General features: G+C 33.9%; 15 protein-coding genes. 10 read left to right on the top strand and 5 right to left on the bottom strand.

The genetic code is table 11. The annotated features are described in order from the left end of the window. Positions 1–11: 11 nt before the first annotated feature. From fusA to rpsL, 3 genes are read right to left on the bottom strand one after another with little or no spacing between them, the layout of a single operon-like run. Complete coding sequence (fusA, locus tag AC1EU5_RS03890) at positions 12–2,129, bottom strand: elongation factor G (RefSeq protein WP_480191037.1); 2,118 nt, start codon at positions 2,127–2,129, stop codon at positions 12–14. An 8-nt stretch (positions 2,130–2,137) separates the two neighbouring features. After that, positions 2,138–2,614 (bottom strand): 30S ribosomal protein S7, encoded by a 477-nt coding sequence (gene rpsG / locus AC1EU5_RS03885; protein ID WP_480191036.1) that lies wholly within the window; start codon positions 2,612–2,614, stop codon positions 2,138–2,140. Positions 2,615–2,639: 25 nt separating this feature from the next. Then, positions 2,640–3,014, bottom strand: a complete 375-nt coding sequence (gene rpsL / locus AC1EU5_RS03880) for a 30S ribosomal protein S12 (RefSeq protein WP_480191035.1) — start codon at positions 3,012–3,014, stop codon at positions 2,640–2,642. Positions 3,015–3,391: 377 nt separating this feature from the next. Between rpsL and AC1EU5_RS03875 the strand changes: the two genes are divergently transcribed. The 9 genes from AC1EU5_RS03875 to rlmB all read left to right on the top strand — a co-directional run bounded on the left by AC1EU5_RS03875 (position 3,392) and on the right by rlmB (position 20,374). After that, positions 3,392–4,870, top strand: coding sequence for a BamA/TamA family outer membrane protein (locus AC1EU5_RS03875; protein WP_480191034.1), 1,479 nt, complete (start codon positions 3,392–3,394; stop codon positions 4,868–4,870). Between the two features lie 149 nt (positions 4,871–5,019). Next, complete coding sequence (locus tag AC1EU5_RS03870) at positions 5,020–8,271, top strand: SusC/RagA family TonB-linked outer membrane protein (RefSeq protein WP_480191033.1); 3,252 nt, start codon at positions 5,020–5,022, stop codon at positions 8,269–8,271. Positions 8,272–8,288: 17 nt separating this feature from the next. Beyond that, positions 8,289–10,001 carry a SusD/RagB family nutrient-binding outer membrane lipoprotein gene (locus tag AC1EU5_RS03865; protein ID WP_480191032.1) on the top strand — a complete coding sequence of 571 codons (1,713 nt, stop codon included), beginning with the start codon at positions 8,289–8,291 and terminating at the stop codon, positions 9,999–10,001. Positions 10,002–10,014: 13 nt separating this feature from the next. Then, a complete protein-coding gene (locus tag AC1EU5_RS03860; protein ID WP_480191031.1) occupies positions 10,015–10,878 on the top strand; it encodes a hypothetical protein in 864 nt (287 codons plus the stop codon). A 63-nt stretch (positions 10,879–10,941) separates the two neighbouring features. After that, positions 10,942–14,289, top strand: a complete 3,348-nt coding sequence (locus AC1EU5_RS03855) for a VCBS repeat-containing protein (protein WP_480191030.1) — start codon at positions 10,942–10,944, stop codon at positions 14,287–14,289. 124 nt (positions 14,290–14,413) lie between these two features. Further along, entirely contained in the window at positions 14,414–17,548 is a 3,135-nt protein-coding gene (locus AC1EU5_RS03850; RefSeq protein ID WP_480191029.1) for a SusC/RagA family TonB-linked outer membrane protein, read from the top strand. A gap of 19 nt (positions 17,549–17,567) precedes the next feature. Beyond that, positions 17,568–18,986, top strand: coding sequence for a SusD/RagB family nutrient-binding outer membrane lipoprotein (locus AC1EU5_RS03845; protein WP_480191028.1), 1,419 nt, complete (start codon positions 17,568–17,570; stop codon positions 18,984–18,986). A gap of 14 nt (positions 18,987–19,000) precedes the next feature. Then, entirely contained in the window at positions 19,001–19,555 is a 555-nt protein-coding gene (locus tag AC1EU5_RS03840; RefSeq protein WP_480191027.1) for a hypothetical protein, read from the top strand. Positions 19,556–19,642: 87 nt separating this feature from the next. Continuing rightward, a complete protein-coding gene (rlmB, locus tag AC1EU5_RS03835) occupies positions 19,643–20,374 on the top strand; it encodes a 23S rRNA (guanosine(2251)-2'-O)-methyltransferase RlmB (protein ID WP_480191026.1) in 732 nt (243 codons plus the stop codon). A gap of 2 nt (positions 20,375–20,376) precedes the next feature. Here the strand turns inward: rlmB and AC1EU5_RS03830 are convergent, their stop codons facing one another. After that, positions 20,377–21,054, bottom strand: a complete 678-nt coding sequence (locus tag AC1EU5_RS03830) for a rhomboid family intramembrane serine protease (RefSeq protein ID WP_480191025.1) — start codon at positions 21,052–21,054, stop codon at positions 20,377–20,379. Positions 21,055–21,153: 99 nt separating this feature from the next. On the opposite strand from AC1EU5_RS03830, the gene AC1EU5_RS03825 reads away from it, so the two are divergent. Then, a complete protein-coding gene (locus AC1EU5_RS03825) occupies positions 21,154–22,428 on the top strand; it encodes a replication-associated recombination protein A (protein ID WP_480191024.1) in 1,275 nt (424 codons plus the stop codon). Here AC1EU5_RS03825 and AC1EU5_RS03820 read toward each other — a convergent pair. Beyond that, complete coding sequence (locus AC1EU5_RS03820) at positions 22,425–23,279, bottom strand: hypothetical protein (RefSeq protein WP_480191023.1); 855 nt, start codon at positions 23,277–23,279, stop codon at positions 22,425–22,427. The genes AC1EU5_RS03825 and AC1EU5_RS03820 overlap by 4 nt on opposite strands. Positions 23,280–23,309: the final 30 nt, after the last annotated feature.

Raw genomic sequence — 23,309 nt, 5'->3', positions numbered from 1 at the left:
TTTAGTAGATATTATCCTTGAGTATTTTTAATTACTTCTTCTGCAATATTAGAAGGTGTCTCAGCATAATGAGAGAACTCCATTGTAGAAGTTGCTCTACCAGATGACAATGTTCTTAGTGATGTTACATAGCCAAACATTTCTGACAATGGCACTTCTGCTTTCACTACTTTAGAACCCGCTCTATCTGACATATCATTTACCTGCCCACGACGACGGTTCAAGTCACCAACGATATCACCCATATTCTCTTCAGGTGTTAACACCTCTAACTTCATAATAGGCTCCATCAATACAGCACGCGCAGCTTTTGCAGCAGCTTTATATCCAAGCTTAGCAGCTAACTCAAATGACAATGAATCAGAATCGACAGCATGGAAAGAACCATCTTTTAAAGTAACTTTCATACTATCCATTTCAAATCCAGCTAAAGGACCATTTTGCATGGCAGTTTTAAAGCCTTTCTCTACGGAAGGGATATATTCTTTAGGAATATTACCACCTTTAATAGTATTTACAAACTCTAAACCAGATTTACCTTCTTCAGCAGGTTCCATTGTAAATACAATATCGGCAAACTTACCGCGACCTCCAGATTGTTTTTTATACACCTCTCTGTGATCTGCAGCTTGTGTTATAGCTTCTTTATACTCAACCTGAGGCTGACCTTGATTCACTTCTACTTTAAACTCACGCTTCAAACGATCAACAATAATATCTAAGTGAAGTTCACCCATACCAGAAATAATAGTCTGGCCTGATGCCTCGTCAGTCTTTACAGTAAATGTTGGATCTTCTTCAGCAAGTTTACCTAAAGCCATACCCAATTTATCTACATCTGCTTTTGTTTTAGGCTCAACAGCAATACCAATTACTGGATCTGGAAAATCCATTGATTCTAATACAATAGGATGCTTTTCAGAAGATAAAGTATCACCAGTTTTGATATCTTTAAATCCTACGGCTGCACCTATATCACCAGCTTCAATATGATCAATAGCATTTTGCTTATTTGAATGCATCTGATAGATACGAGAGATACGCTCTTTTTTACCTGAACGATTGTTCAATACATATGACCCAGCATCTAATCTACCGGAGTATGCTCTAAAAAATGCTAAACGTCCTACAAAAGGATCAGTAGCAATTTTAAATGCTAATGCAGAAAAAGGTTCTTTAGCATCTGGCTTACGAGCAATTTCATTACCTGTATCAGGGTCAGTACCCACGATAGCGTCTTTATCTAAAGGAGAAGGCAAATAACGACATACAGCATCCAATAAGAACTGTACACCTTTATTCTTAAATGCCGATCCACATACCATAGGAATGATAGACATATCCATTACTGCTGCACGAAGTGCTGCATGCACCTCATCTTCAGTAATAGAGTCTTCATCTTCCATATATTTCTCTAGTAAGTTCTCATCATAGGCAGCAACTTCTTCAATTAACTTACCTCTCAATTCGGAAGCTTCAGCTTTTAATTCTTCTGGAATATCAATTACATCAAAAGTAGCACCCTGCGATTCATCATGCCATACAATAGCACGGTTCTTCACCAAGTCTACAATTCCTTTAAAATCAGCTTCATCACCAATATTCAATACAATAGGAACTGCATTAGATCCTAACATTTCTTTTACCTGATTACACACAGCTAAAAAGTTAGCTCCCTGACGGTCCATTTTATTTACAAAGCCCATTCTTGGCACCTTATAATTATCAGCTAATCTCCAATTTGTTTCTGACTGAGGTTCAACACCATCAACAGCACTAAATAAGAAAACTAACCCGTCAAGCACACGTAAAGAACGATTTACCTCAACCGTAAAGTCTACGTGACCTGGAGTATCTATAATATTAAAGTGATATCCTTTTGCATCATCCGTTGGTTTGCCATTTTCAGTAGGAAACTGCCATGTACAAGTAGTAGCTGCAGAAGTAATAGTAATACCTCTTTCCTGCTCTTGCTCCATCCAGTCCATTGTAGCAGCACCATCATGCACCTCACCAATTTTATGTGATACACCTGTATAATAAAGAATGCGCTCAGTAGTTGTAGTCTTACCTGCATCAATATGAGCAGCAATACCTATATTTCTTGTATATTTTAAATCTCTTGCCATTTTCTTAATTAAAATCTAAAGTGTGAGAATGCTTTGTTTGCTTCAGCCATTTTGTGAACATCAGTTCTTTTCTTAACCGCCGCTCCTTCTTCTTTAGCTGCTGCTAAGATTTCAGCTGCTAAACGTTGAGCCATAGATTTTTCATTACGTTTTCTTGCAAATAGAATTAACCACTTAATAGCCATTGAGACTTTTCTATCTGGTCTGATTTGCATTGGAATTTGGAATGTAGCACCACCTACTCTTCTACTTCTTACTTCTACATGTGGCATTACATTAGACAAAGCATCTTTCCAAAGTTCTAAAGAAGATTTTTCTTCATCTTGTTTTTTCTCTTCTACAATTTCAAGTGCATCATAGAATACCTTAAAAGCTACAGATTTCTTACCATCCAACATCAAGTTGTTTACAAAACGAGTAACTAACTGATCATTAAATTTTGGATCTGGTAAAAGAATTCTTTTTTTCGCGCTTCTTTTTCTCATTTCTCTTTACATTAAAGTGATTTAACTATTTCTTTGGGCGCTTCGTTCCATATTTAGAACGACGTTGTGTTCTACCCTCAACTCCCGCTGTATCTAATGCACCACGAACAATGTGATACTTTACACCAGGTAAATCTTTTACTCTTCCACCTCTAACTAATACTATCGAGTGCTCTTGTAAATTGTGACCTTCACCAGGGATGTAAGCATTTACCTCATTTCCATTTGTTAACCTCACCCTTGCTACTTTACGCATAGCAGAATTTGGTTTCTTTGGAGTTGTTGTGTAAACACGTGTACAAACACCTCTTCTTTGAGGGCACGATGTCAAAGCAGCCGATTTATTCTTCTTAGTTATTTGGGTTCTTCCCTTACGTACTAACTGTGATATAGTTGGCATACTAATTAATAATTGTTTTTTATTTCTAAAATAGTCTCTTTTAAGAGCGTGCAAATGTATGAATTATTTATTGTTAATCAAATACATGCTAGTTAATTTTTATCTACATTTTAAAATAAGACGAGATATTACTTTTTTTAAGAGTGATTTCGGCTATTTTTACCCTGATTTTGAGAACGTTTTTTACACCATATATATATATAGTATTTTTTCTGTTCAGTTTTGGAAGTCTTATCGCTCAAAATTTAGAACTAAAAATTTTTACTAAAGACAGTGTAAAAAATTCTCTAATTAATCAAATTGATTTTCAGAGAAAGCATCAAAATTTAAAGAGCGTTCTTTCAGAAATTGACTCCCTATCTTTTAAGTTTGAAAAAATGGGATTTCTGAATAGCAAACTCGACTCTCTTGTAAATAAAGATTCCATTTCTATCGCTCACTTCAATTTAGGAAACTCCATAAAAAGAATTAGACTGTTTTACGATGCAGAAATTTTACCAAAAAAAGAAATCTTTAAGGTCATCAAAAAAGTTGAAGATTCTTATTTTGATATAGATTTTAAAGAAATAGAAAATACCTTAAATGCATTTGTTAACATTTTTGAACAAAAAGGGTTTTCATTCACCAAAGTGTATCTGGAAAATATCTCTTTTAACACAGACCTCATTAATGCAAATCTTATTGTTGACGTATCCGATTCTAGAAAAATAGATAAGGTAATCATTCAAGGTTTTGAAAAATTCCCTAAGACCTACCTAAAACACTTTTTGAATATTAATAAAGATAAAGTTTTTAGCCGAAGTAAGCTAAGCGCTATTTCAAATAAGATTAAAGCAATACCATTTGCAACAGAAAGCAAACCTTCTGAAATTCTTTTTACAAATGACTCCACATACCTCTATTTATATTTAAAAAAGAAAAAGGCCAATCAATTTGATGGGCTTGTAGGGTTTACTTCTGAAGAAAATAGTAGCAGTTTGACTTTTAACGGTTATTTAGATATCCGATTAAATAACATTTTAAATTCTGGAGAAACCATTTCTTTGAATTGGAAGAGTAATGGAAACGAAAATCAATTATTCAATTTTGGAGTTGCTGTTCCTTTCATTTTTAACTCCAAAATTTCACCTAGTCTAAATTTAAATATCTATCGGCAAGATTCTACATTTATCAATACCAAATTTAATATTGGTTTAAACTACCTACTAAATTTCAGGAGTACCATTGGACTAGAGTATTCATCTGAGTCTTCTAATGACCTATTAAATATTAGTTCAACAAGTATTAACGATTATACAAATAATTTTTATGGTCTAGTATATAATTATGTCATACCAAATGAAGATCCTATTTTTCCAAGAAAGTTTAGCTTGGAATTAAAGGGATATTTAGGAAATAGAAAATCAAATGACATATATACCTCTCAGAATAAATTTGGTATGTTGGCCAATTACTTATGGAGCTTAAATTATAGAAATTTTATCTTTCTAAAAAGTGAAAGCCAATTCATAAATTCAGATGACTTGTTTACAAATGAATTGTATCGTATAGGCGGAGTAAATAATATTAGAGGATTTAATGAAGAAAGTATCTTTTCATCATTGTACAGCATTCTCAATTTAGAGTATCGATATAAAACAAACAATTCATCATATTTATACACCATATCAGACTTTGCCTACCAAGAAAATAAAGTTGAAAATCTTAATAGTCAATTATTTAGTCTTGGGCTTGGCTATGCTTTCAGAACTGGTTTAGGTTTAATAAATTTAAGCTATGCCATAGGTAAGGTTGAAAATCAAGATTTTGATTTTAATAATTCCAGGTTTCATTTGAAAATTCTTAACGATTTTTAAACCAACACGCAACCTATTACATTTTTAACATCCTAATAGTCAACAGGACATGTATCTCTTAACAGTTAATTAACTTTTTACGTTAAAAAAATTGGTTTTTTAACTATTTATTAAGACTTTTGGCTCTAGTTAATTCAAATAATTATACAATGAAGACAAAGTTTAGTGGAATTTTAACGCTATTCCTAGCGTTTGTTGTGCAATTTTCTTTTGCACAAGAAAAAACTATCTCTGGTACAGTTTCTGATGATTCAGGACCATTGCCGGGAGTTAGTATAATAATAAAAGGGACAACTACAGGTACTCAAACGGATTTTGACGGTAAGTATTCTATTCAAGCTAATGAAGGTGATATACTGGTATTTAGCTTTGTTGGAATGACTACTCAAGAACAAACTGTTGGGGCATCCAATACAATTAATGTTGTGTTAGAATCAGGAAATATTCTTGAAGAGGTAGTTGTAACAGCACAAGGTATTAAGCGTGAGAAAAAAGCACTTGGATATTCCGTAACTGAAGTAAAATCAGACCAACTAGAACAGCGTTCTGAAGGCGATGTTGCAAGAGTTTTAAATGGTAAATCTGCTGGTGTTTCTATTATTCAACAAAGTGGTTTATCTGGCTCTGGTACAAATATTGTCATTAGAGGGCAAAACTCTTTTAGCGCTAGTAACCAAGCCCTATTCATTGTTGATGGTGTACCTTTTAGTACCGATACCAACTCACAAGGTCGTGGAGGAGATAGAAATGACTTTGTAAATGGTAATAATGGTTCTAGTAGGTTTTTAGATTTAGATCCTAACAGCATTGAAAGTGTTAGTGTATTAAAGGGTTTGGCAGCTGCAACATTATATGGTTCTGCAGGTAGAAATGGTGTTGTTTTGGTTACAACAAAAGCGGGTGCTGCAGGTAATGCTAAAAAGAAAACTGAAATCACAGTTACTACCTCTTATTTCTTTAATGAAATAGCATCATTACCAGATTATCAGAATGAATATGGAAATGGTTTTGATCAAAATTTTGGATGGTTCTTCAGTAACTGGGGACCTGCCTTTAGAGAAGAAGGTGTAGCAGGGTGGGGTAATCAGAATGCCATTAATGGTACCACTTCGGGAACTCCAGGCTTTTTACAACATCCTTTTTCAACAGCGGGTGCTTCAACAGGCATACCTGCTGCTTTTCCAGAATTTGCAAATGCTCTCTATGAATGGAAACCTTATAATAGCGTTGAAGAGTTTTTCAACACTGGAGGTGTGGCCAATGTCTCATTTAATATTAGAGGTGCTTCTAAAGATGGTGACGTTTCATATAATGTTAATTATGGTTATTTAGATGATCAAGGATTTACTCCTGGCAACAAATTAAGACGTAATACATTAGGTATTGGAGGAAGAGCTAAATTAAGTAACAAATTCACAGTTAGTGGTACTTTAAATTTTGCATTAACAGACTTTGTATCACCTCCAGTTGCATTAAGTCAGGGGGATGGTTCAACAGGAACTGGTTCATCTATCTTTGGACATTTATGGTTTACACCTCGTAGTATAGATGTACAAGGACTTCCTTTTCAGAACCCTTTAACTGGTGGTAGTGTTTACTATCGTCAAAACAATAGTATTCAACATCCGTTATGGACATTGAATAATGCATCATCACAACAAGAAACTAATCGTGTATTTGGTAATGTAGCTGTACAATATGACCTAAGTGAGAACTTGAACTTAGCTTATAGAGCAGGTATTGACGTATATAATGAAAACAATACAAATTTTCAAAATAGAGGTGGTATAACAGGTTTTGTAAGATCAGATAGCGGTTTCTATGAAACTTGGAATAATAAAAATACTATTTGGGATCATAATGTTACTCTTAATGGTAGCTATAGTATTAACGATAATATTGGTACAAACTTTACATTAGGTGCTACTACTAGAAGAGAAGTTTTTGATCAAAATGGTGTAGCCAGTGATGGTCAACAAGTTTTTGGTGTATTGCGCCATTTTAATTTTTTAAACCAAAATGAAATTCAATCTTTCTTTGAAAGAAATATAGCAGGGCTCTACGCTCAGGCTGATTTTGATTATAAAAACTTTTTATTCTTGACATTAGCTGGTAGAAATGACTGGGTATCAAATTTCTCAAAAGATAATAGATCCATTTTCTATCCAAGTGTTAGTTTATCCTTTTTACCAACTACGGTATTTGATAATATAAAAAGTGAAAATGGTATTAACTATTTAAAGTTAAGAGCTGGTTATGGTACTTCTGCAAACTTTGGTGACTTGGGTTACCCAGTAGCCAACACTCTTTTCTTAGATACCCAAGATAGTCAGGATAGTTCAAGTTCCAATGTGGTAACAAATACAACTGGGGCAGTACTAGGTAATCCTGATTTAAAACCAGAACTTTTAACTGAAATTGAAGCTGGTTTAGAAGGTAGGTTCTTTCAAAATAGAATTTCTTTAGATTTATCTGCTTATTTGAGAACTACTGAAGATTTAATTATTAATCGCCCCTTAGATCCTGCAACCGGTAACAGTTCTATTAGAACAAATATTGGTGAAATAGAAAATAAAGGTATAGAGGTTGACTTAGGTATTAATTGGGTAAGAAGTGAGAAAGACGATGGTTTGAACTGGAACACAAATGTAAACTTTACCACCTATGAATCTGAAGTAAAAGATTTAGGGTTGGATACAGATTTAGTGGTTTATTCCGGATTTAGTAACCTAGGTAATGCCGCCATAAAAGGAGAGCCATTAGGCGTACTATTTGGTACTAGAGTGCTTAGAGATGCAAGTGGAAACCCTGTTATTGGTTCTGATGGATTTTATGTTCAAGACCCAACTGATGGAATTATTGGTGATCCTAACCCTGATTGGGTAATGAACTTAAGAAACAGTGTTTCATATAAAAACTTTACTTTAGGTTTCCAATTTAATTATACACAGGGCGGTGATATCTATTCATCGACTATTGCTACGTTACTTGGTAGAGGATTAACTCCGGAGACAGTGAACAGAGAAGATACCTATATCATTCCTGGTGTTGATGCTGCTGGAAATCCGAATAGAGTACAAATCAATAATTCAGATTTTTTCTTTAGTAATGTCTTGAACGGACCTAGTGAATTGCAGGTATATGATGCCACTACTATAAGACTTCAAGAAGCTTCTTTATCGTACAGAATGCCAAGTAAGTTTTTAGATAAAACTCCTTTTGGTTCTTTTGTAATAACTGTTTCTGGTAATAACCTTTGGTTTGACGCTATCAACACGCCAGATGGTCCGAATTTCGACCCAAATACTTCTGGTACCGGCGTGGGTAACGGGTTTGGTTTTGACTTCATCAATGGACCTAGTTCAAGAAGATATGGTATGAGTTTAAAGGCAACATTCTAATAAATAATATAATAAAAATGAAAAATATAAGTAAACATATATTAGCAATAGTATTAGGATTTACATTGATATTTTCGGCATGTGAAACTACAGAATTAGACCTTACCGAAAATCCCAATTTTCTAAATCCTAATCAAGCAAATGTGGATTTCTTCCTATCTTCTATACAAGAAGATTTTGTGAGACAATTAGAAGGTGATGCCGATTTTGACAATAATGATAATTGGGTATCAGGAGGTAATACGAATGGTGATGGTTTATCATTGTTTGGTATGCAGTTAACTAGGTTAATGACATTAAGATCAAGTAAGCAATATTCTAGTAATTATGTCGGTAGCGATTCAGATGATGAATGGACTAATGCTTATCTAGGTGTATTGGCAGATATTAGAGCTATGGAACCTCTTGCGTTAGCTGCAGAACAAACGCATCACATTGGAATTGCCCAATTTATAGAGGCGTACCTAATAACAGTAATGGTGGACTTCTATGGAGATGTACCTTATTCAGAGGCTATCCTAGGAGGGGCAAATTTGAATCCAAAATTAGATTCTGGTTCCTCTATATATGATGCGGCATTGACTTTGTTGGATGATGCGATTACTAATTTTGAAACATCTCCTCCTACTGAACCTGCCGTAGACTTTTTTTACAATAATGATTATGACAAATGGATTAATGCAGCAAATACTTTAAAGATGCGTTTGTATCTTCAAAGACGATTAGTCGACCCAACTGCTGCTGCAAGTATTCAAACTATTTTAGATTCAGGTAACTATATTCAAGATTCTGCTGATGATTTTCAATTCAACTGGCCTGCAAGTAGTCCTTCAGCTCCTGATACTAGACACCCAAAGTATGCAATCAATTATTTAGCTACTGGAGCTACTGATTATATGGCGAATTGGTTGATGAATTTGATGGATCAAAACGATGACCCAAGAATTCGTTACTATTTTTATAGACAAAATGCAGCTACTCCTGGTGCTGAAGCAGCACCTGATGAGGAAACATTACAATGTTCATTACAAACTCCTCCGCAACATTACATAGATGGTGGATTCACATTCTGCTGGCTATCAAACGGATATTGGGGAAGAGATCATCATGATGATGATGGTACTCCACCAGATGGTTTATTAAGAACTACCTTTGGGGTATACCCTGCAGGTGGCAAGTTTGACGATGATTCTTTTGCCGGTATTAAAGTGGTTTCTGGTGCTGGTGGTGCAGGTATCACACCAATTTTAACAGCTGCTTGGGTAGATTTTATGCAAGCTGAATTGGCTATGGTTGCAGGTGCTACAGGTGATGCTAAAGATTTTATGATTGACGGTATGACAAAGCAAATTGCCAAAGTTCAAAGTTTTGGAGCAAGAGATTCTGGTGCAGATCTATCATTTGAACCTTCAGCTGGAGATGTTACGGCATATTTAAATAGTGTTGATGCAGCTTTTACTGCAGCTAATGATAACGGTAAATGGAATATTTTGGGTGAGCAGTTGTTTATTACCGCTTTTGCTAATGGTGTAGAATCTTATAATTTTTATAGAAGAACAGGATATCCAACTACATTACAGCCTAGTTTAGATCCAGATCCGGGTGTTTTTATAAGATCATTGTTTTATCCATCTAATGCGGTAAATACAAATTCAAATATTACCCAGAAGCCAAATCAAGAAGTTCCAGTTTTTTGGGATACAAACCCAACGGCTCCGGCTGCTAACTAATAAAATAAGAATTATGAAAAAAATTAAAAATTTATTTATACTTGTTGTCGGCTGCTTGACTATATTATCGTGTAGCGAAGATGATAAGACAGTTACTGTTCTTCTTGATAATGTTGAAAGAGGAGCGGTTGTAAGAACATTAAATTCTACCAATACTTATAATGTTTTTAATGTAACAGACCAAGTCTTTAAATTTGACCTTTCTGCAGAAGTACAAGATCAGTTAGGTGGAAGTGATGTTGCTGAAATCAGATTGTTTCAAGCGTTTAAAGATAATACCGAAGATGCCACGGATAACTCTAAACCAGAAGTATTAATAGAGACATTCCCAGCAAGTTCTTTAGTAACAAGTGATAATGGTTTTCCATCATTTTCTACTTCATTATTATTAGAAAATGCTCTTACAAATAATGGCCTGGATCTTTCAGAAGTTTTTGGAGGTGATCAATTTTTATATCGTTTAGAATTAGAGTTAACAGATGGTAGAGTATTCACTGACGATGTTGGAGGTACAGTATCTGGTGGTTCATTTTTCTCATCACCATTTGCTTACACTGTTACTATAAAGTGTGTACCAGTGACTCCTTTTGCAGGCGAATATGAGCTAGATTTAAAAGACAGTTTTGGTGATGGTTGGGATGGTGCATTTATAACTGTAACTATTGACGGAACACCCACAGATTACACAGCAACTGGAAGTGGCACAAAGCATACAGTGGTAGTCCCTGATGGAACAGCGTCTCTTAGCTTTGTTTACACACCTGGTTCATTTGAAAATGAACATACTTATATTATTACAGGTCCATTTGGTGAAATTGCGGCGGAAGGAGGACCGTCACCAACACCAGGTGAGATAATTCTAAATATTTGTAATTAATTTTTAATACATATTTTAAAAAAGGTTTCTTAACGGAAACCTTTTTTATTTAATATAATTACTATGAAGTTTATATCTTTAATAGCACTATTTGTATTTCTTACAATTGTATTTTTTTCTTGCGATAACCCAAAACCTAAAGAGCTTAGAAATAAGACATCCCTTTCATTGCCAAACGAACAGGAAGAAATTTTTATAAAAATAAATTCTTCTGACAGCAACATAGATTTTAAAAATCATATAGAATACAATATGCAAACAAAGGAAAATTTGTTTGATTTTGACTTTTTCTATAATGGTGCTGGTGTTGGCATAGAAGATGTAAATAATGATGGGCTAAAAGATATTTTATTTTGCGGTAATCAGGTTCAAAATAAACTCTACTTGAATAAGGGAAATTTGACTTTTGAAGATATAACCGAATCAGCAAACATTAATATAAACAAATATTGGTCTAACGGTGTAACCTTTGCAGATGTAAATAATGACGGATGGATGGATATATATATATCACAAGGTGGACCTTATGAAAGTAAGAAGCGAAACAATCTTCTCTTTATCAATCAAAAAGACTTGACCTTCAAAGAAGTTGCATCTGATGTTGGTTTAAATGACAGTGGAATTAGTACGCAATCTGCTTTTTTCGATTTTGATAAGGATGGTGATTTAGATTGTATCGTAATGAATGAAAATGAATATTACGGTATAGACCCAAGTAGTTTTTATAATATTATGAAGGATAAAAATAAGTTAAAAGCTAGTTCTAGTCACTTATATGAAAACCGAGAAGGCAAATTCTACAATATTACAGAGAAAGCAGGTCTATTGAAGCCAACTTTTGGCTTAGGTTTATGTATTGCTGATATCAATAATGATAACTGGCCTGATATTTATATTGCTAATGATTATTATATACCTGACGCAATGTATATCAATAATAAAAATGATTCGTTTACAGACAGAATTAATACCAATACCAAGCAAATATCATTTTATGGTATGGGAGTTGACATTGCAGACATAAATAATGACAATCTGGATGATATATATGTACTCGATATGGCATCACAAGACCATGTGAGATCTAAAACGTTAATGGCTTCTATGAATGTTCCTAAATTCAATTTACTAGTTGATAAGTTAGGATTGCAATATCAATACATGTTTAACTCACTTCAACTGAATTTAGGAAATGACAAGTTCCATAATATTGCGCACCTTTCTGGTATATCAAAAACTGATTGGAGTTGGGCAGGTTTAATATTTGACTTTGATAACGATGAAAAAGAAGATATTTATGTTACCAATGGCTATAGAAGATATGCTCTTGATAATGATATGAGAACAGAAATATTTAAAACCAAAAGAAAATATAACGGTAATGTACCAGCTGAAATAAAAGAATCAATTTACAATAAATTACCCTCAGAAAAATTACCGAACATACTATTTAAAAACAAAGGCAATTTAAAATTTAATAATATCACTGCCTCTTCAGGGTTAAATACAGCTTCTTTTTCAAATGGCGCAGCATATGCCGATCTAGACAATGATGGTGATTTAGATATTGTAGTTAATAATATAGATGATGAAGCATTTTTATTTAAAAATCAAACTACTGAAAGCTATAAAGGGAACTATCTTACTGTTATTCCTAAAGGTAATATTTCTGAAAGCTTTGCGAAAATTTCCATATCCTATAATGGTAAAGAGAAAGTTAAGGAGTCTCGACGTGTTAGAGGCTATCTTTCCTCTGTAGATAACTATTTACATTTTGGTATTGGAAATACTGAGCAAATTGATACTGTAAAAGTCTTTTGGCCATCAGGAAAGTATGAAGAAGTACATAATATTAAAGCGAATTCCATTTTAACATTTACAGAAGAAAATGCTAAAAAAGTTAGGCTTTATAAGGCAAATAAGGATTCTTTTTTACTAAATAAAGAAAATAGTAAAATTGAATTCAACCATGTTGAAAATGATTTCAATGATTTCAATAAAGAAGTACTTTTACCATATAAACAATCTACGCTTGGCCCCTTTATTACTAATGGTGATGTAAATGGTGATCAAATTGATGATATTTATATTGGAGGTGCTAATGGGCAACCAGGCGCCATTTTCATAAATAAGAATGATCAATTCATTAGAAAGAAAAACAAAGTCTTTGAAAAAGATGCTCAATTCGAGGATATGGAGTCTCTATTTCTTGATATCGATGATGATGGCGATAATGATTTATATGTTATTAGCGGAGGAAGTGAGTTTGATGAGAGATCAAAGTATTTGAAAGATAGGATATATATAAATGATGGTTTAGGTAACTTTTCTGAAAGCAAACCATCTGAAATAGATAGTTATACTATAAGTGGCAAGACAGTTTCAAAAATAGATATTGATAATGACGGAGATAGTGATTTAATAATTGGTAATAGGATTAAACCTCAAAAGTACCCATTGCATGAGCCCTCAATAATCTTTGAAAATAAAAATGGCAAATTTGTAAATGTAACCTCAAAAGTGAGTTCTGATTTCGAAGACTTTGGTATTGTAAATAAAGTTATTGCAACTGATTTTAATAATGATGGTTGGCAAGATTTTATCGCTGTGGGTGAATGGACTCATATAGGTTTGTTTCAAAACAACAAAGGAATATTTAAAGATGTCTCTAATGAAAGTAATTTAAATTCAGAAAAAGGGTGGTGGTATACTATAATAGAAACAGATGTAAACAACGATGGCAATAAGGATTACATTGTAGGCAATATTGGACTTAATGTGAAGTATAAAGCCTCAAAAGAAAAACCATTAAGAATCTATGCTGACGATTTTGACTCAAATGGTACTCTTGATGCAGTTTTAAGTTATAAGTATAACGGCACATATGTTCCTTTGAGAGGAAAAGAATGCTCAACTCAACAAATGCCGTTTATTTCTAAAAAGATACCTACTTTTAATGAATTTGCCACTTCTAGCTTAGTAGATATTTATGGTGAAAAAATTTCTTATGCATACCAAAGAGAAGCTACTCAATTCAAATCAGTTATGCTTATTGGAAATGGAGATGGAACATTTAAAAAGCAAGAATTACCACCACAAGCTCAAACAATACCAATTTTATCTGGAGATACTTTTGATTTTAATAATGACGGGTATCAAGATATTATTGTAGTTGGAAATATTTATAATACTGAAGTTGAAACCCCAAGACTAGACAACCCTTATGGCTTAATTCTTCTTTCAAATAAAAAAGATAACTATCAAATTCTACTCCCTGAAAATACAGGTTTATACTTTGAAAGTAATGTTAAAAGTGTAAAAATTGTTGAATCAAAAAATTCTAATAATTCTAATATTCTTGTGGGGTCTAATGACTCTAAATTAGAAGTTTTTAAATTCTATACAGAATAACTTAATCTTAAAGTCTTTAATTTTAATAGTCATTTAACTAGATTTAAGATTTTTTGTGTTAAAAAGTTGGTTTTTTAACTATTTATTAAGACTTTTGGCCGTAATTAATTCAAATAATCATATAATGAAAACAAAGTTTAGTGGAATTTTAACGCTATTCCTAGCGTTTGTTGTGCAGTTTTCTTTTGCACAAGAAAGAACTATCACTGGTACCGTTTCTGACGAAACTGGTCCGTTACCAGGAGTTAGTATTCTAATAAAAGGAACTTCCAAAGGAACTGAAACCGATTTTAATGGTAAATATTCTATTCAAGCTAGTACCGGAGATGTTTTGGTTTACAGTTTTGTTGGAATGGCTACTCAAGAAAAAACGGTTGGTTCAGCAGACACAATAAATGTTGTGCTTGAGGCTGATAATCTTTTAGATGAAGTGGTTGTTACCGCTCTTGGTATTAGAAGACAAGCCAGAGCACTAGGTTATGGTACTGATGTTGTACAAGGTGATGATCTTATAAAAGCTAGAGAGAGTAACATTGTTAATGCTTTACAGGGTAAAGTTACGGGTGTTCAAATAACAAATGCTAGTGGTAACTTAGGTGGGTCCTCAAAAATTATTATTAGAGGTGTATCATCATTGTCTGGTAGAAACAGTCCTTTATGGATCGTTGATGGAGTTATGATAAATAACTCTCAACGTGCAGGTGGTGATGCAAATAGAATTTCTGGAAATAGAGATTTTGCAAATGGTGCTGCGGTAATTAACCCTGATGATGTTGAATCTATGAACGTTTTAAAAGGAGCTGCTGCTACTGCGCTTTACGGATCTAGAGCTGCTGCAGGTGCAATAATCGTTACTACTAAAAGAGGTAAAGCAAATCCAAATGGAAATGCTACTGTTAGTATTAATTCTACAGTAAGATTTGACGATCTTTTCAGAATACCTGATTACCAACAAGAGTATGCAATGGGTACCAATGGAGTTTATAATGCTGGTTTTAATGGAACTGATTGGGGACCACGCATTGAAGGACAAACGGTTCCAAACTTACCAGTTACAGGAGAACCGGGTGTGCTAAGGGCTGTTGAAGATAACGGTGTAAAAGAATTTTTTGATACTGGTTACACCTTTGTAAATAACTTTGCTATTGGTGATGCCAATGAGAAAATGGATTACCGATTAAGTTTGACTGCATTAAATCAAACTGGTATCCTACCAGGCTCAAAGCTAAACAGATATACCGCAAGTTTTAATGCCGGTGTAAGGCACAATGAAAAATTGGAATCAAGGTTTGGAGTTCAATATATCAAAACAAAAACATTTGGCACAGGTGCTACGGGAACTAACGATCCCAACGTTATTGGTATGAATTTTTTCAGTAGTACTCTTGATCCGAATGTTTTTTCAGAATGGAAAGATGAAAACGGAAATCAAATCAATCATATTGTGGATGATGCCGGAGTTTTATCTAATAATCCCCTTTGGTTACGTAACGAAAACGCAAATGACAGAAATGATGATCGTGTAATTGCAAATGCTTCTATAACATATAAACCTTTTACTGGTTTTTCTTTAACAGGAAGAATGGGTATAGACCTTGATGATGATAAGAGATTTGTCGAAAATAGTAAAGGAACAATTAACAGAATAAATGGAGATTTTGATTCTGATGAATTTAGAAGACAAGAGGTTACAGCGGATATTATTGCCTCTTATACCAGAGATTTGACCGAAGATCTTTCGTTAAATTTATTAGGAGGTTTTCAATACAATTCAAGGATATTTGAAAGACAAAGAATTCAAGGTATTGACTTGTTAATTCCAGAATTATTTAGTCCTGCAAATGCTGCACAAACAATTCCAGATAGAGATTTTTCGGAACAACGATTAGTTGGTTTGTATGGTTCTGCTGAGTTTGGTTACAAAAACTGGGCTACCTTAACATTAACTGCTAGAAATGACTGGTCATCAACTTTGCCTCCGGAAAATAATTCATATTTCTACCCATCGGCTAGTTTAGCATTCGTATTTACTGATGCATTTGGTATTGATAGTGATTGGATTTCTTATGGTAAATTAAGAGGAAGTTGGGCGCAGGTTGGTAATGATACCGCCCCATATCAGTTAAATTTTAATTTCTTACCTCAGTTAACCGCAGACGGTCAGTACAGTTTAGATGTTAATTTTCCATTCAATGGTGCCTTAGCATATTCTGCTAATAACACAATTCCTTCAGACAATTTACTTCCAGAAGAACAAACTTCTTATGAAGTTGGTTTGGATGTTAAGTTATTTAAAGGAAGGTTAGGTTTAGATCTGGCATACTTTAAGAGTGAAAACAAAAATCAGATTTTAAATGTTCCAATACCTGAATCTACAGGATTTGCGTTTAGAACACAAAATGTTGGTCAGGTAGATCAAGAAGGTTTTGAAATAGCTATAGATGCAACACCATTAAAAATAGGTGACTTTACTTGGAATACTGCAATTAATTATTCTCAGGTTGAATCTGAAGTAGTTTCATTGACTTCAGGCTTAAACCGTGTTGTAATAGCATCTGCATTTAGTAGTACTCAGGTTGTTGCAGTGCCTGGTGAAGAATTTCAATTATTTGGATTTGATTTCTTAAGAGAACCTACAACAGGTAGACCTATTATAGACCCTAACACAGGTAGGAGACAATCAGGTAGCGCAATTAACCTAGGATCTGTACTTCCTGACTGGACAGGTGGATGGGTAAATAATTTCCGCTATAAAGGTTTCAATTTAACAACAACTATAGACGTAAGATGGGGTGGAGTTATACGATCAGCTACTGTTGAAAATCTTCAGCAAGGCGGGTTGGTGACAGAAACGTTATTTGGAAGAGAAGGTACTTTTATTGATACAGAAGGTGTACTTGTAGACGCTAACGGTGTTGTATCAGAAAACAATGTGCCATTAGCAAATGCCGAAGATTTCTGGAGAGGATCTTTAGGTGTAGGTAGTGTAGTACAACCTTGGGTATTTGATGCTAGTTTTGTGAAATTAAGAGAAGTAGGTATATCATATACGTTACCTTCAAAAATGTTAGAAAAGACCTTTATTAAAGGTGCCACCTTTGGTGTAGAGGGTAGAAATTTAGCATTGTTATATTCTAAAGTTCCTCACATTGATCCAGAAGCTAGTTTGTTTGGTTCGGGCTCTGCAGGATTTGGGGTAGAAAGAGGAAATGTACCCTCAACAAGAAGTATTGGTTTTAATGTAAGACTAACATTTTAAATTTAAAAATTAAGAAAAGATGAAAAAATTAAAATTTATAATTTTGGTGTCTGCTTTAATGTTCGGTACATTACAATCTTGTGATAAGACCTTAGACATTAATACGGATCCATTGGCTGCTTCTTCAGCCGATCCAAATGCTGTCTTACCGTTTGTATTTGGTGAGTATTCAGCGAGAAAGGTATCAGAACTAGGTACCAGAATTTGCGATGTATCGCAATACATATCGAATACATTTAACAGCCCAAATAGAGGTGCTGCAAGTAATACATTATATGGTAACACTTGGGGCGTTTTTTTCTCAAATGTTTTAGGAAACCTATCTTTAGTAAAGGCCGATGCTGCAGCAGCTGGAGACACTAATAATAACGTGAATGCTATTGCAACCATATTAAGCGCACATGTTTTTTATGAGTTAACTAGTTTATATGAGGAAATCCCATTTACAGAAGCTTTAGATGGCGCCCAATTTCCTACACCTGTATTTGATGATCAACAAACTGTTTTAAATGGTGTTGTTGCCATGTATGACGAAGCTATTGCTTTGATTGACGCTATTCCATCTTCTGGAGTATTTATTCTTACACCTTCAAGTGATATGTTTTATGGAGGTGATATGCAAGCATGGAGAAGATTAGCTAATTCTTTAAAACTTCGTACCTTAATGATGCTAAAAAATGGAGGTGCGAATGTTGACGCGCAAATAAATACTGCTTTAGGACAGCCATTAATGGAAAGCAACGATCAAGCTGCTATAACATTGTATTCCGGACAGCCTGGAGCTACAAATGCTATGTTAGGAATTATCACACGTTTCTTTGGCCCAGATAATGAAAGCCAAGACATCTTTGGTCCCGGTGATCCAATTGGTGAATTGTTAGATGGTTCTGGTGATCCTCGTTGGGATCTTTGGGTGGCAAGAAATGATCTTCCTCTACCAGGAAATGATCTTTTCCCAGATCCAACAACATCTGTGTTAAGCAATAATATTATTAGAGGAGATTTACCAGATATGCTAATGATGCCTGCTGAAATTGACCTATATAAAGCGCAACTCGCTTTAGAAGGTGTAGCCGCTGCTGGTGATGCAACTACCAATTATGAAAATGGTGTAAGAAACGCTATTAAGTGGTGGGGGCAAGATATTCCAGGTGTATTAGCAACAGTATCTGATACAGATATTGACGCTTATGTTAATAGTTTAGGTGCTCCGACCTTAAATGATGTATTTGAGCAACAATATTTAGCAGCATTTTTACAGCCAGTAATGGCTTGGAATATTTGGAGAATAAACAAGGTACCAGCCTTAGATCCACCACCTAATACAACAATTGGTACTATTACAAGAAGATTTATTTATCCACCAGATGAAGTTGGTTCAAACCCTAATACACCGGATAATCTACCAACTGAAACCCCAATGTGGTTTGAAAATTAAAAAAGTATATTAAGATGAGAAAAATTATATATATAGTATTCGTTTCGGTTATGATGTTAACCGGATGTTCAGAAGATTTTGAAATAAATGATAATGAACAAGGTCTTAATGGAGAGTTATTATCAGGAAAATATGTGGCTTTTGCCGCTCCAGGAGCAACTATAACAGCAGACGCAGTTGATGTTGAAGAGGGAAGTTCTTCTGGTGATGATATAGAGGTAGAAATACCTTCAGGTTCAGTTTCTGATGTAACAGTAAATTTTACCTTCAGTGGTACAGCTGTTTTTGGTACTGATTTTACCGTTGCTGGTGCTACAAGTGCAGGTGGCAGTGTTGTAATACAACATGACCCAGATGCACCAGATGCTACTGATGTATTTGATCATGCGGATATCATAGTAAACGCTTTATCTGATGGCGTGGTTGATGGTGATAAAACCTTAATAATAACGCTTACTAGTGCTTCCAGTGCTGATGGCGATATTCTTGTAGGCAGGGGTGGTACGGATTTATTAAGGTCTCAAACAGTTAATATCATTGATGTTGACGAAGATACAGCTACTAACTAATTTCTATTTAAATTAGAAGATTATTTATAAAAACCACCTTTCGCAAGGTGGTTTTTTTATGCCTACTATTTAGTTTACTTTTGCCTCATGCAAAACGAACAAAAAATATTTGGGATTAGAGCTATTATTGAAGCCATAAATTCGGGTAAAAGCATAGAGAAAGTCTATCTTCAAAAAGGACTCAAAGGTGCTTTATTTTCTGAATTAAATTCGTTGATAAAAAAACACTCTATTTCAAGTAGCTATGTTCCTATGGAGAAATTAAGTTCACTTTCAAAAAATCAAAATCACCAAGGTGTAGTTGCAAAAATTACTGCTATTAACTTTCATGATCTTGAATCTATTTTAGAAAAGAATCAAGATAAAAAATTTATTTACTTGCTTTTAGATCAAGTAACAGATGTACGTAATTTTGGTGCCATTCTCAGAACTGCAGAATGTACTGGTGTGAATTCAGTTATCATACCATCCCAAGGAAGTGCTCCTTTAAATGCTGATGCCATCAAGACCTCTGCAGGTGCTGCTTTTAATATACCTATTTGTAAAGTAAATCATCTATTGGATGCTGTATATATGTTACAAGCTGAAGGTATTCAAATAGTATCAATAACAGAAAAAACCAACGAATCTATTTACGATATTGATTTCAACAAACCAACTGCCATTATAATGGGCTCTGAGCACAAAGGGGTCTCTCCTTCTCTATTAAAAATATCAGATTATAAAGGTAAATTACCAATGCATGGTACTATTGAATCATTAAATGTTTCAGTTGCAACGGGTGTGGCATTGTATGAAATTATACGCCAAAGGCATTAAAATTACTCCTCTTCCTCTGATTTTAAGAATACTACTTCACCCTTTTCATCAAGATAAAACTCTGAGTCATCTTCAATATGCTCATCCTGCCAATGAAAGGAAGGCTTTTGAGGTCCATAATTCTTGTAAATAATTGCAAACAGTAATCCAACTAAAAAACCTGATAAATGTCCCTCCCAGGATATTTTCTCTTCAATTGGAAAAATATACCAGATCATGCTACCATATAAAAAAATGACAACCAATGAAACAGCTATTAGCCGATTATACTTTCGAATAATTCCGCTAAAAAATACAAAACTAAATAGTAAATAAACCATTCCACTAGCCCCTATATGATAAGATGGTCGTGCGATCACCCAGGTAAATACACCACTCAACACTAAACCATATCCTAATATTTTAAATGCTATTTTTCTGTAGAAATAAAAAAGTGATAACATTAAAATAAATAACGGCACAGAATTATTAAATAAATGCCTAATACCACTATGTATAAAAGGTGAAAATACAACTCCTCTTAATCCTTTTAATGTTCTTGGATATACCCCAAACTTATTAAAGTTATAACCAAACTTAACTTCAAACCAGTAAATAATCCATAGAAAAAGAACGGTATATAATGGTATTGCCAGCGTAGCAAGTGTAAACCTAAATTGTTTGATTTCTTCCGATTGCATAATTTTCAATTAGCAATAATAAAACCAATATTACAAACCAATACAAATTGTCATGTTTTTAATTTGCTACAGCTCTTTTCTTTTCTCTATTTTTGTTATATGAATACGCCTTTAGCTGAACGAATTCGACCTAAAAAATTAGACCATTACATTAGCCAACAACATTTAGTTGGTGAAAATGGAGCATTAACTCAGCATATCAAAAAAGGTGTTATCCCCTCACTTATTTTTTGGGGACCTCCAGGAACCGGTAAAACTACATTGGCTAACATCATTGCTTCTGAATCAGGAAGACCATTTTACACTCTCAGTGCTATTAATTCTGGAGTTAAAGATATACGAGATGTTATAGATAAGGCCAAACAAAGTGGTGGTCTGTTCACTACAAAGAATCCTATTTTATTTATTGATGAAATTCATAGGTTTAGTAAATCTCAACAAGATTCATTATTAGCGGCTGTAGAAAAAGGATGGGTAACCCTTATTGGTGCTACTACTGAAAATCCGAGTTTTGAGGTTATTCCTGCACTACTCTCTCGTTGTCAAGTTTATATTTTAAATTCTTTTGATAGAGATAATCTCATTGCACTTTTAAAAAGAGCAATGAATGAAGATGAATATATTTCTAAAAAGAGAATAGAACTTAAAGAATTAGATGCGTTGTTTCAGCTTTCGAGTGGAGATGCGAGGAGATTGTTGAACATTTTTGAACTTATTGTTAATTCAGAAGAGGAACCTATTACTATAACCAATGATTTGGTTCTCGCTAAGGTCCAGAAAAATGTAGTTAGGTATGATAAAACAGGAGAGCAACATTATGATATTATTTCAGCATTTATAAAATCAATTAGAGGTAGTGATCCTAATGGTGCCGTCTATTGGTTAGCCAGAATGGTTGAAGGGGGTGAGGATGTTAAGTTTATTGCCAGAAGGATGATCATTTCAGCTTCTGAAGACATCGGTAATGCTAATCCAAATGCCTTGATTTTGGCGACAAATACGTTTCAGGCTGTTTCTATGATAGGATACCCTGAAGCTCGTATTATTTTAAGTCAATGTGCTTTATATTTAGCCAATTCTCCAAAAAGTAACGCCTCATATGCTGCCATTAAAACTGCTCAGCAAAAAGTTAAGGAAACAGGTGATCTTTCGGTGCCATTACATTTACGAAATGCACCCACTAAGCTAATGAAAGATCTGAATTATGGTAAAAATTATCAATATGCCCATGATCATCAAGATAACTTTGTAGATCAAGAATTTTTACCAAATGAAATAGCAGGTACAAAACTTTATGAGCCTAGTAATAATGCAAGAGAAAATAGTTTTAGAGAATTTCTTAAGAGAAGATGGAAAGAGAAGTATGACTATTAAAATTTAATGGTCAATTCCTCTTTTGCTAACGCTCCATTCTTATAGTATTCTACAAACCACTTATCACTTTCTTTATATAAAACGCCTGCGTTATTTTTAAGAAAATAACGGTCTTGAGTAGCAGCTTTTAAAGCTATAAAAACAACTTTAGGAGTACTATCAACTAACTGAAATCCATTTTCTATAGGCTGAGCATATAATATATTAGATGATACTTTAGGCTGCTCTTGAATTGCTACTTCATTTTCAACTGGTTCTACTTGATCTTCTATAATTTTTTCTTTGTTTTCCTCCACTACTTTTACAACTTCTTTTTGTTTTGATTGAGCAGCTTCTTTCTGTTGTACTTCTAAGGCTTCTTGCTGCCCTTTTGCGACATTAGAAACTGGTTTTGCAGCAATGGTAGCATTACTATCATAACGATAATCTAAAGCCTTTACAGATTCAAAAGCTTTTCTAACGGCCTCTTGATAACCTCTCTTATATTCTTTAATCTTACTCTTGCCTTCATCTGAACTAAAAACAACAGAACCTCTACAATCTTCAAGATTAATAACAATTTTTGTGGTAAACATATTCGAATTGTTTGCAAGCTTCGTTTTCAAGCCTAAACACGGATTATCATATAGATCTTTCGGTTGATCTTCACCTTCATTAATTACCTGAAACCCCTGTTTCTCAAATAAAAATTTTGTCAATGAATTTAATTGATATTGGTCTTCGCTTTTTTGAAAATCAAATTGTGTAGGAACAATCACATATTTATAACCATTAATATTGGTTTGAGCTCCAACAAAAAAAGTAAAACAAAAAGCTATTGCAATAAGAAAAGGGAGTGACTTTAGTTTCATTTCAAATAAGATTTAAGAGATAGCAATTTA

It is taken from the genome of Maritimimonas sp. 2405UD52-3, from assembly GCF_056591715.1.
Note: the sequence above shows the minus strand (reverse complement) of the source record. Positions and strands in the feature narration are given on the sequence as shown.

Excerpts from the sequence above, each read along its gene's own strand:
- fusA (WP_480191037.1), bottom strand. The coding sequence starts at position 2,129 with ATGGCAAGAGATTTAAAATATACAAGAAATATAGGTATTGCTGCTCAT.
- rpsG (WP_480191036.1), bottom strand. The coding sequence starts at position 2,614 with ATGAGAAAAAGAAGCGCGAAAAAAAGAATTCTTTTACCAGATCCAAAA.
- rpsL (WP_480191035.1), bottom strand. The coding sequence starts at position 3,014 with ATGCCAACTATATCACAGTTAGTACGTAAGGGAAGAACCCAAATAACT.
- AC1EU5_RS03875 (WP_480191034.1), top strand. The coding sequence starts at position 3,392 with ATGGGATTTCTGAATAGCAAACTCGACTCTCTTGTAAATAAAGATTCC.
- AC1EU5_RS03870 (WP_480191033.1), top strand. The coding sequence starts at position 5,020 with ATGAAGACAAAGTTTAGTGGAATTTTAACGCTATTCCTAGCGTTTGTT.
- AC1EU5_RS03865 (WP_480191032.1), top strand. The coding sequence starts at position 8,289 with ATGAAAAATATAAGTAAACATATATTAGCAATAGTATTAGGATTTACA.
- AC1EU5_RS03860 (WP_480191031.1), top strand. The coding sequence starts at position 10,015 with ATGAAAAAAATTAAAAATTTATTTATACTTGTTGTCGGCTGCTTGACT.
- AC1EU5_RS03855 (WP_480191030.1), top strand. The coding sequence starts at position 10,942 with ATGAAGTTTATATCTTTAATAGCACTATTTGTATTTCTTACAATTGTA.
- AC1EU5_RS03850 (WP_480191029.1), top strand. The coding sequence starts at position 14,414 with ATGAAAACAAAGTTTAGTGGAATTTTAACGCTATTCCTAGCGTTTGTT.
- AC1EU5_RS03845 (WP_480191028.1), top strand. The coding sequence starts at position 17,568 with ATGAAAAAATTAAAATTTATAATTTTGGTGTCTGCTTTAATGTTCGGT.
- AC1EU5_RS03840 (WP_480191027.1), top strand. The coding sequence starts at position 19,001 with ATGAGAAAAATTATATATATAGTATTCGTTTCGGTTATGATGTTAACC.
- rlmB (WP_480191026.1), top strand. The coding sequence starts at position 19,643 with ATGCAAAACGAACAAAAAATATTTGGGATTAGAGCTATTATTGAAGCC.
- AC1EU5_RS03830 (WP_480191025.1), bottom strand. The coding sequence starts at position 21,054 with ATGCAATCGGAAGAAATCAAACAATTTAGGTTTACACTTGCTACGCTG.
- AC1EU5_RS03825 (WP_480191024.1), top strand. The coding sequence starts at position 21,154 with ATGAATACGCCTTTAGCTGAACGAATTCGACCTAAAAAATTAGACCAT.
- AC1EU5_RS03820 (WP_480191023.1), bottom strand. The coding sequence starts at position 23,279 with ATGAAACTAAAGTCACTCCCTTTTCTTATTGCAATAGCTTTTTGTTTT.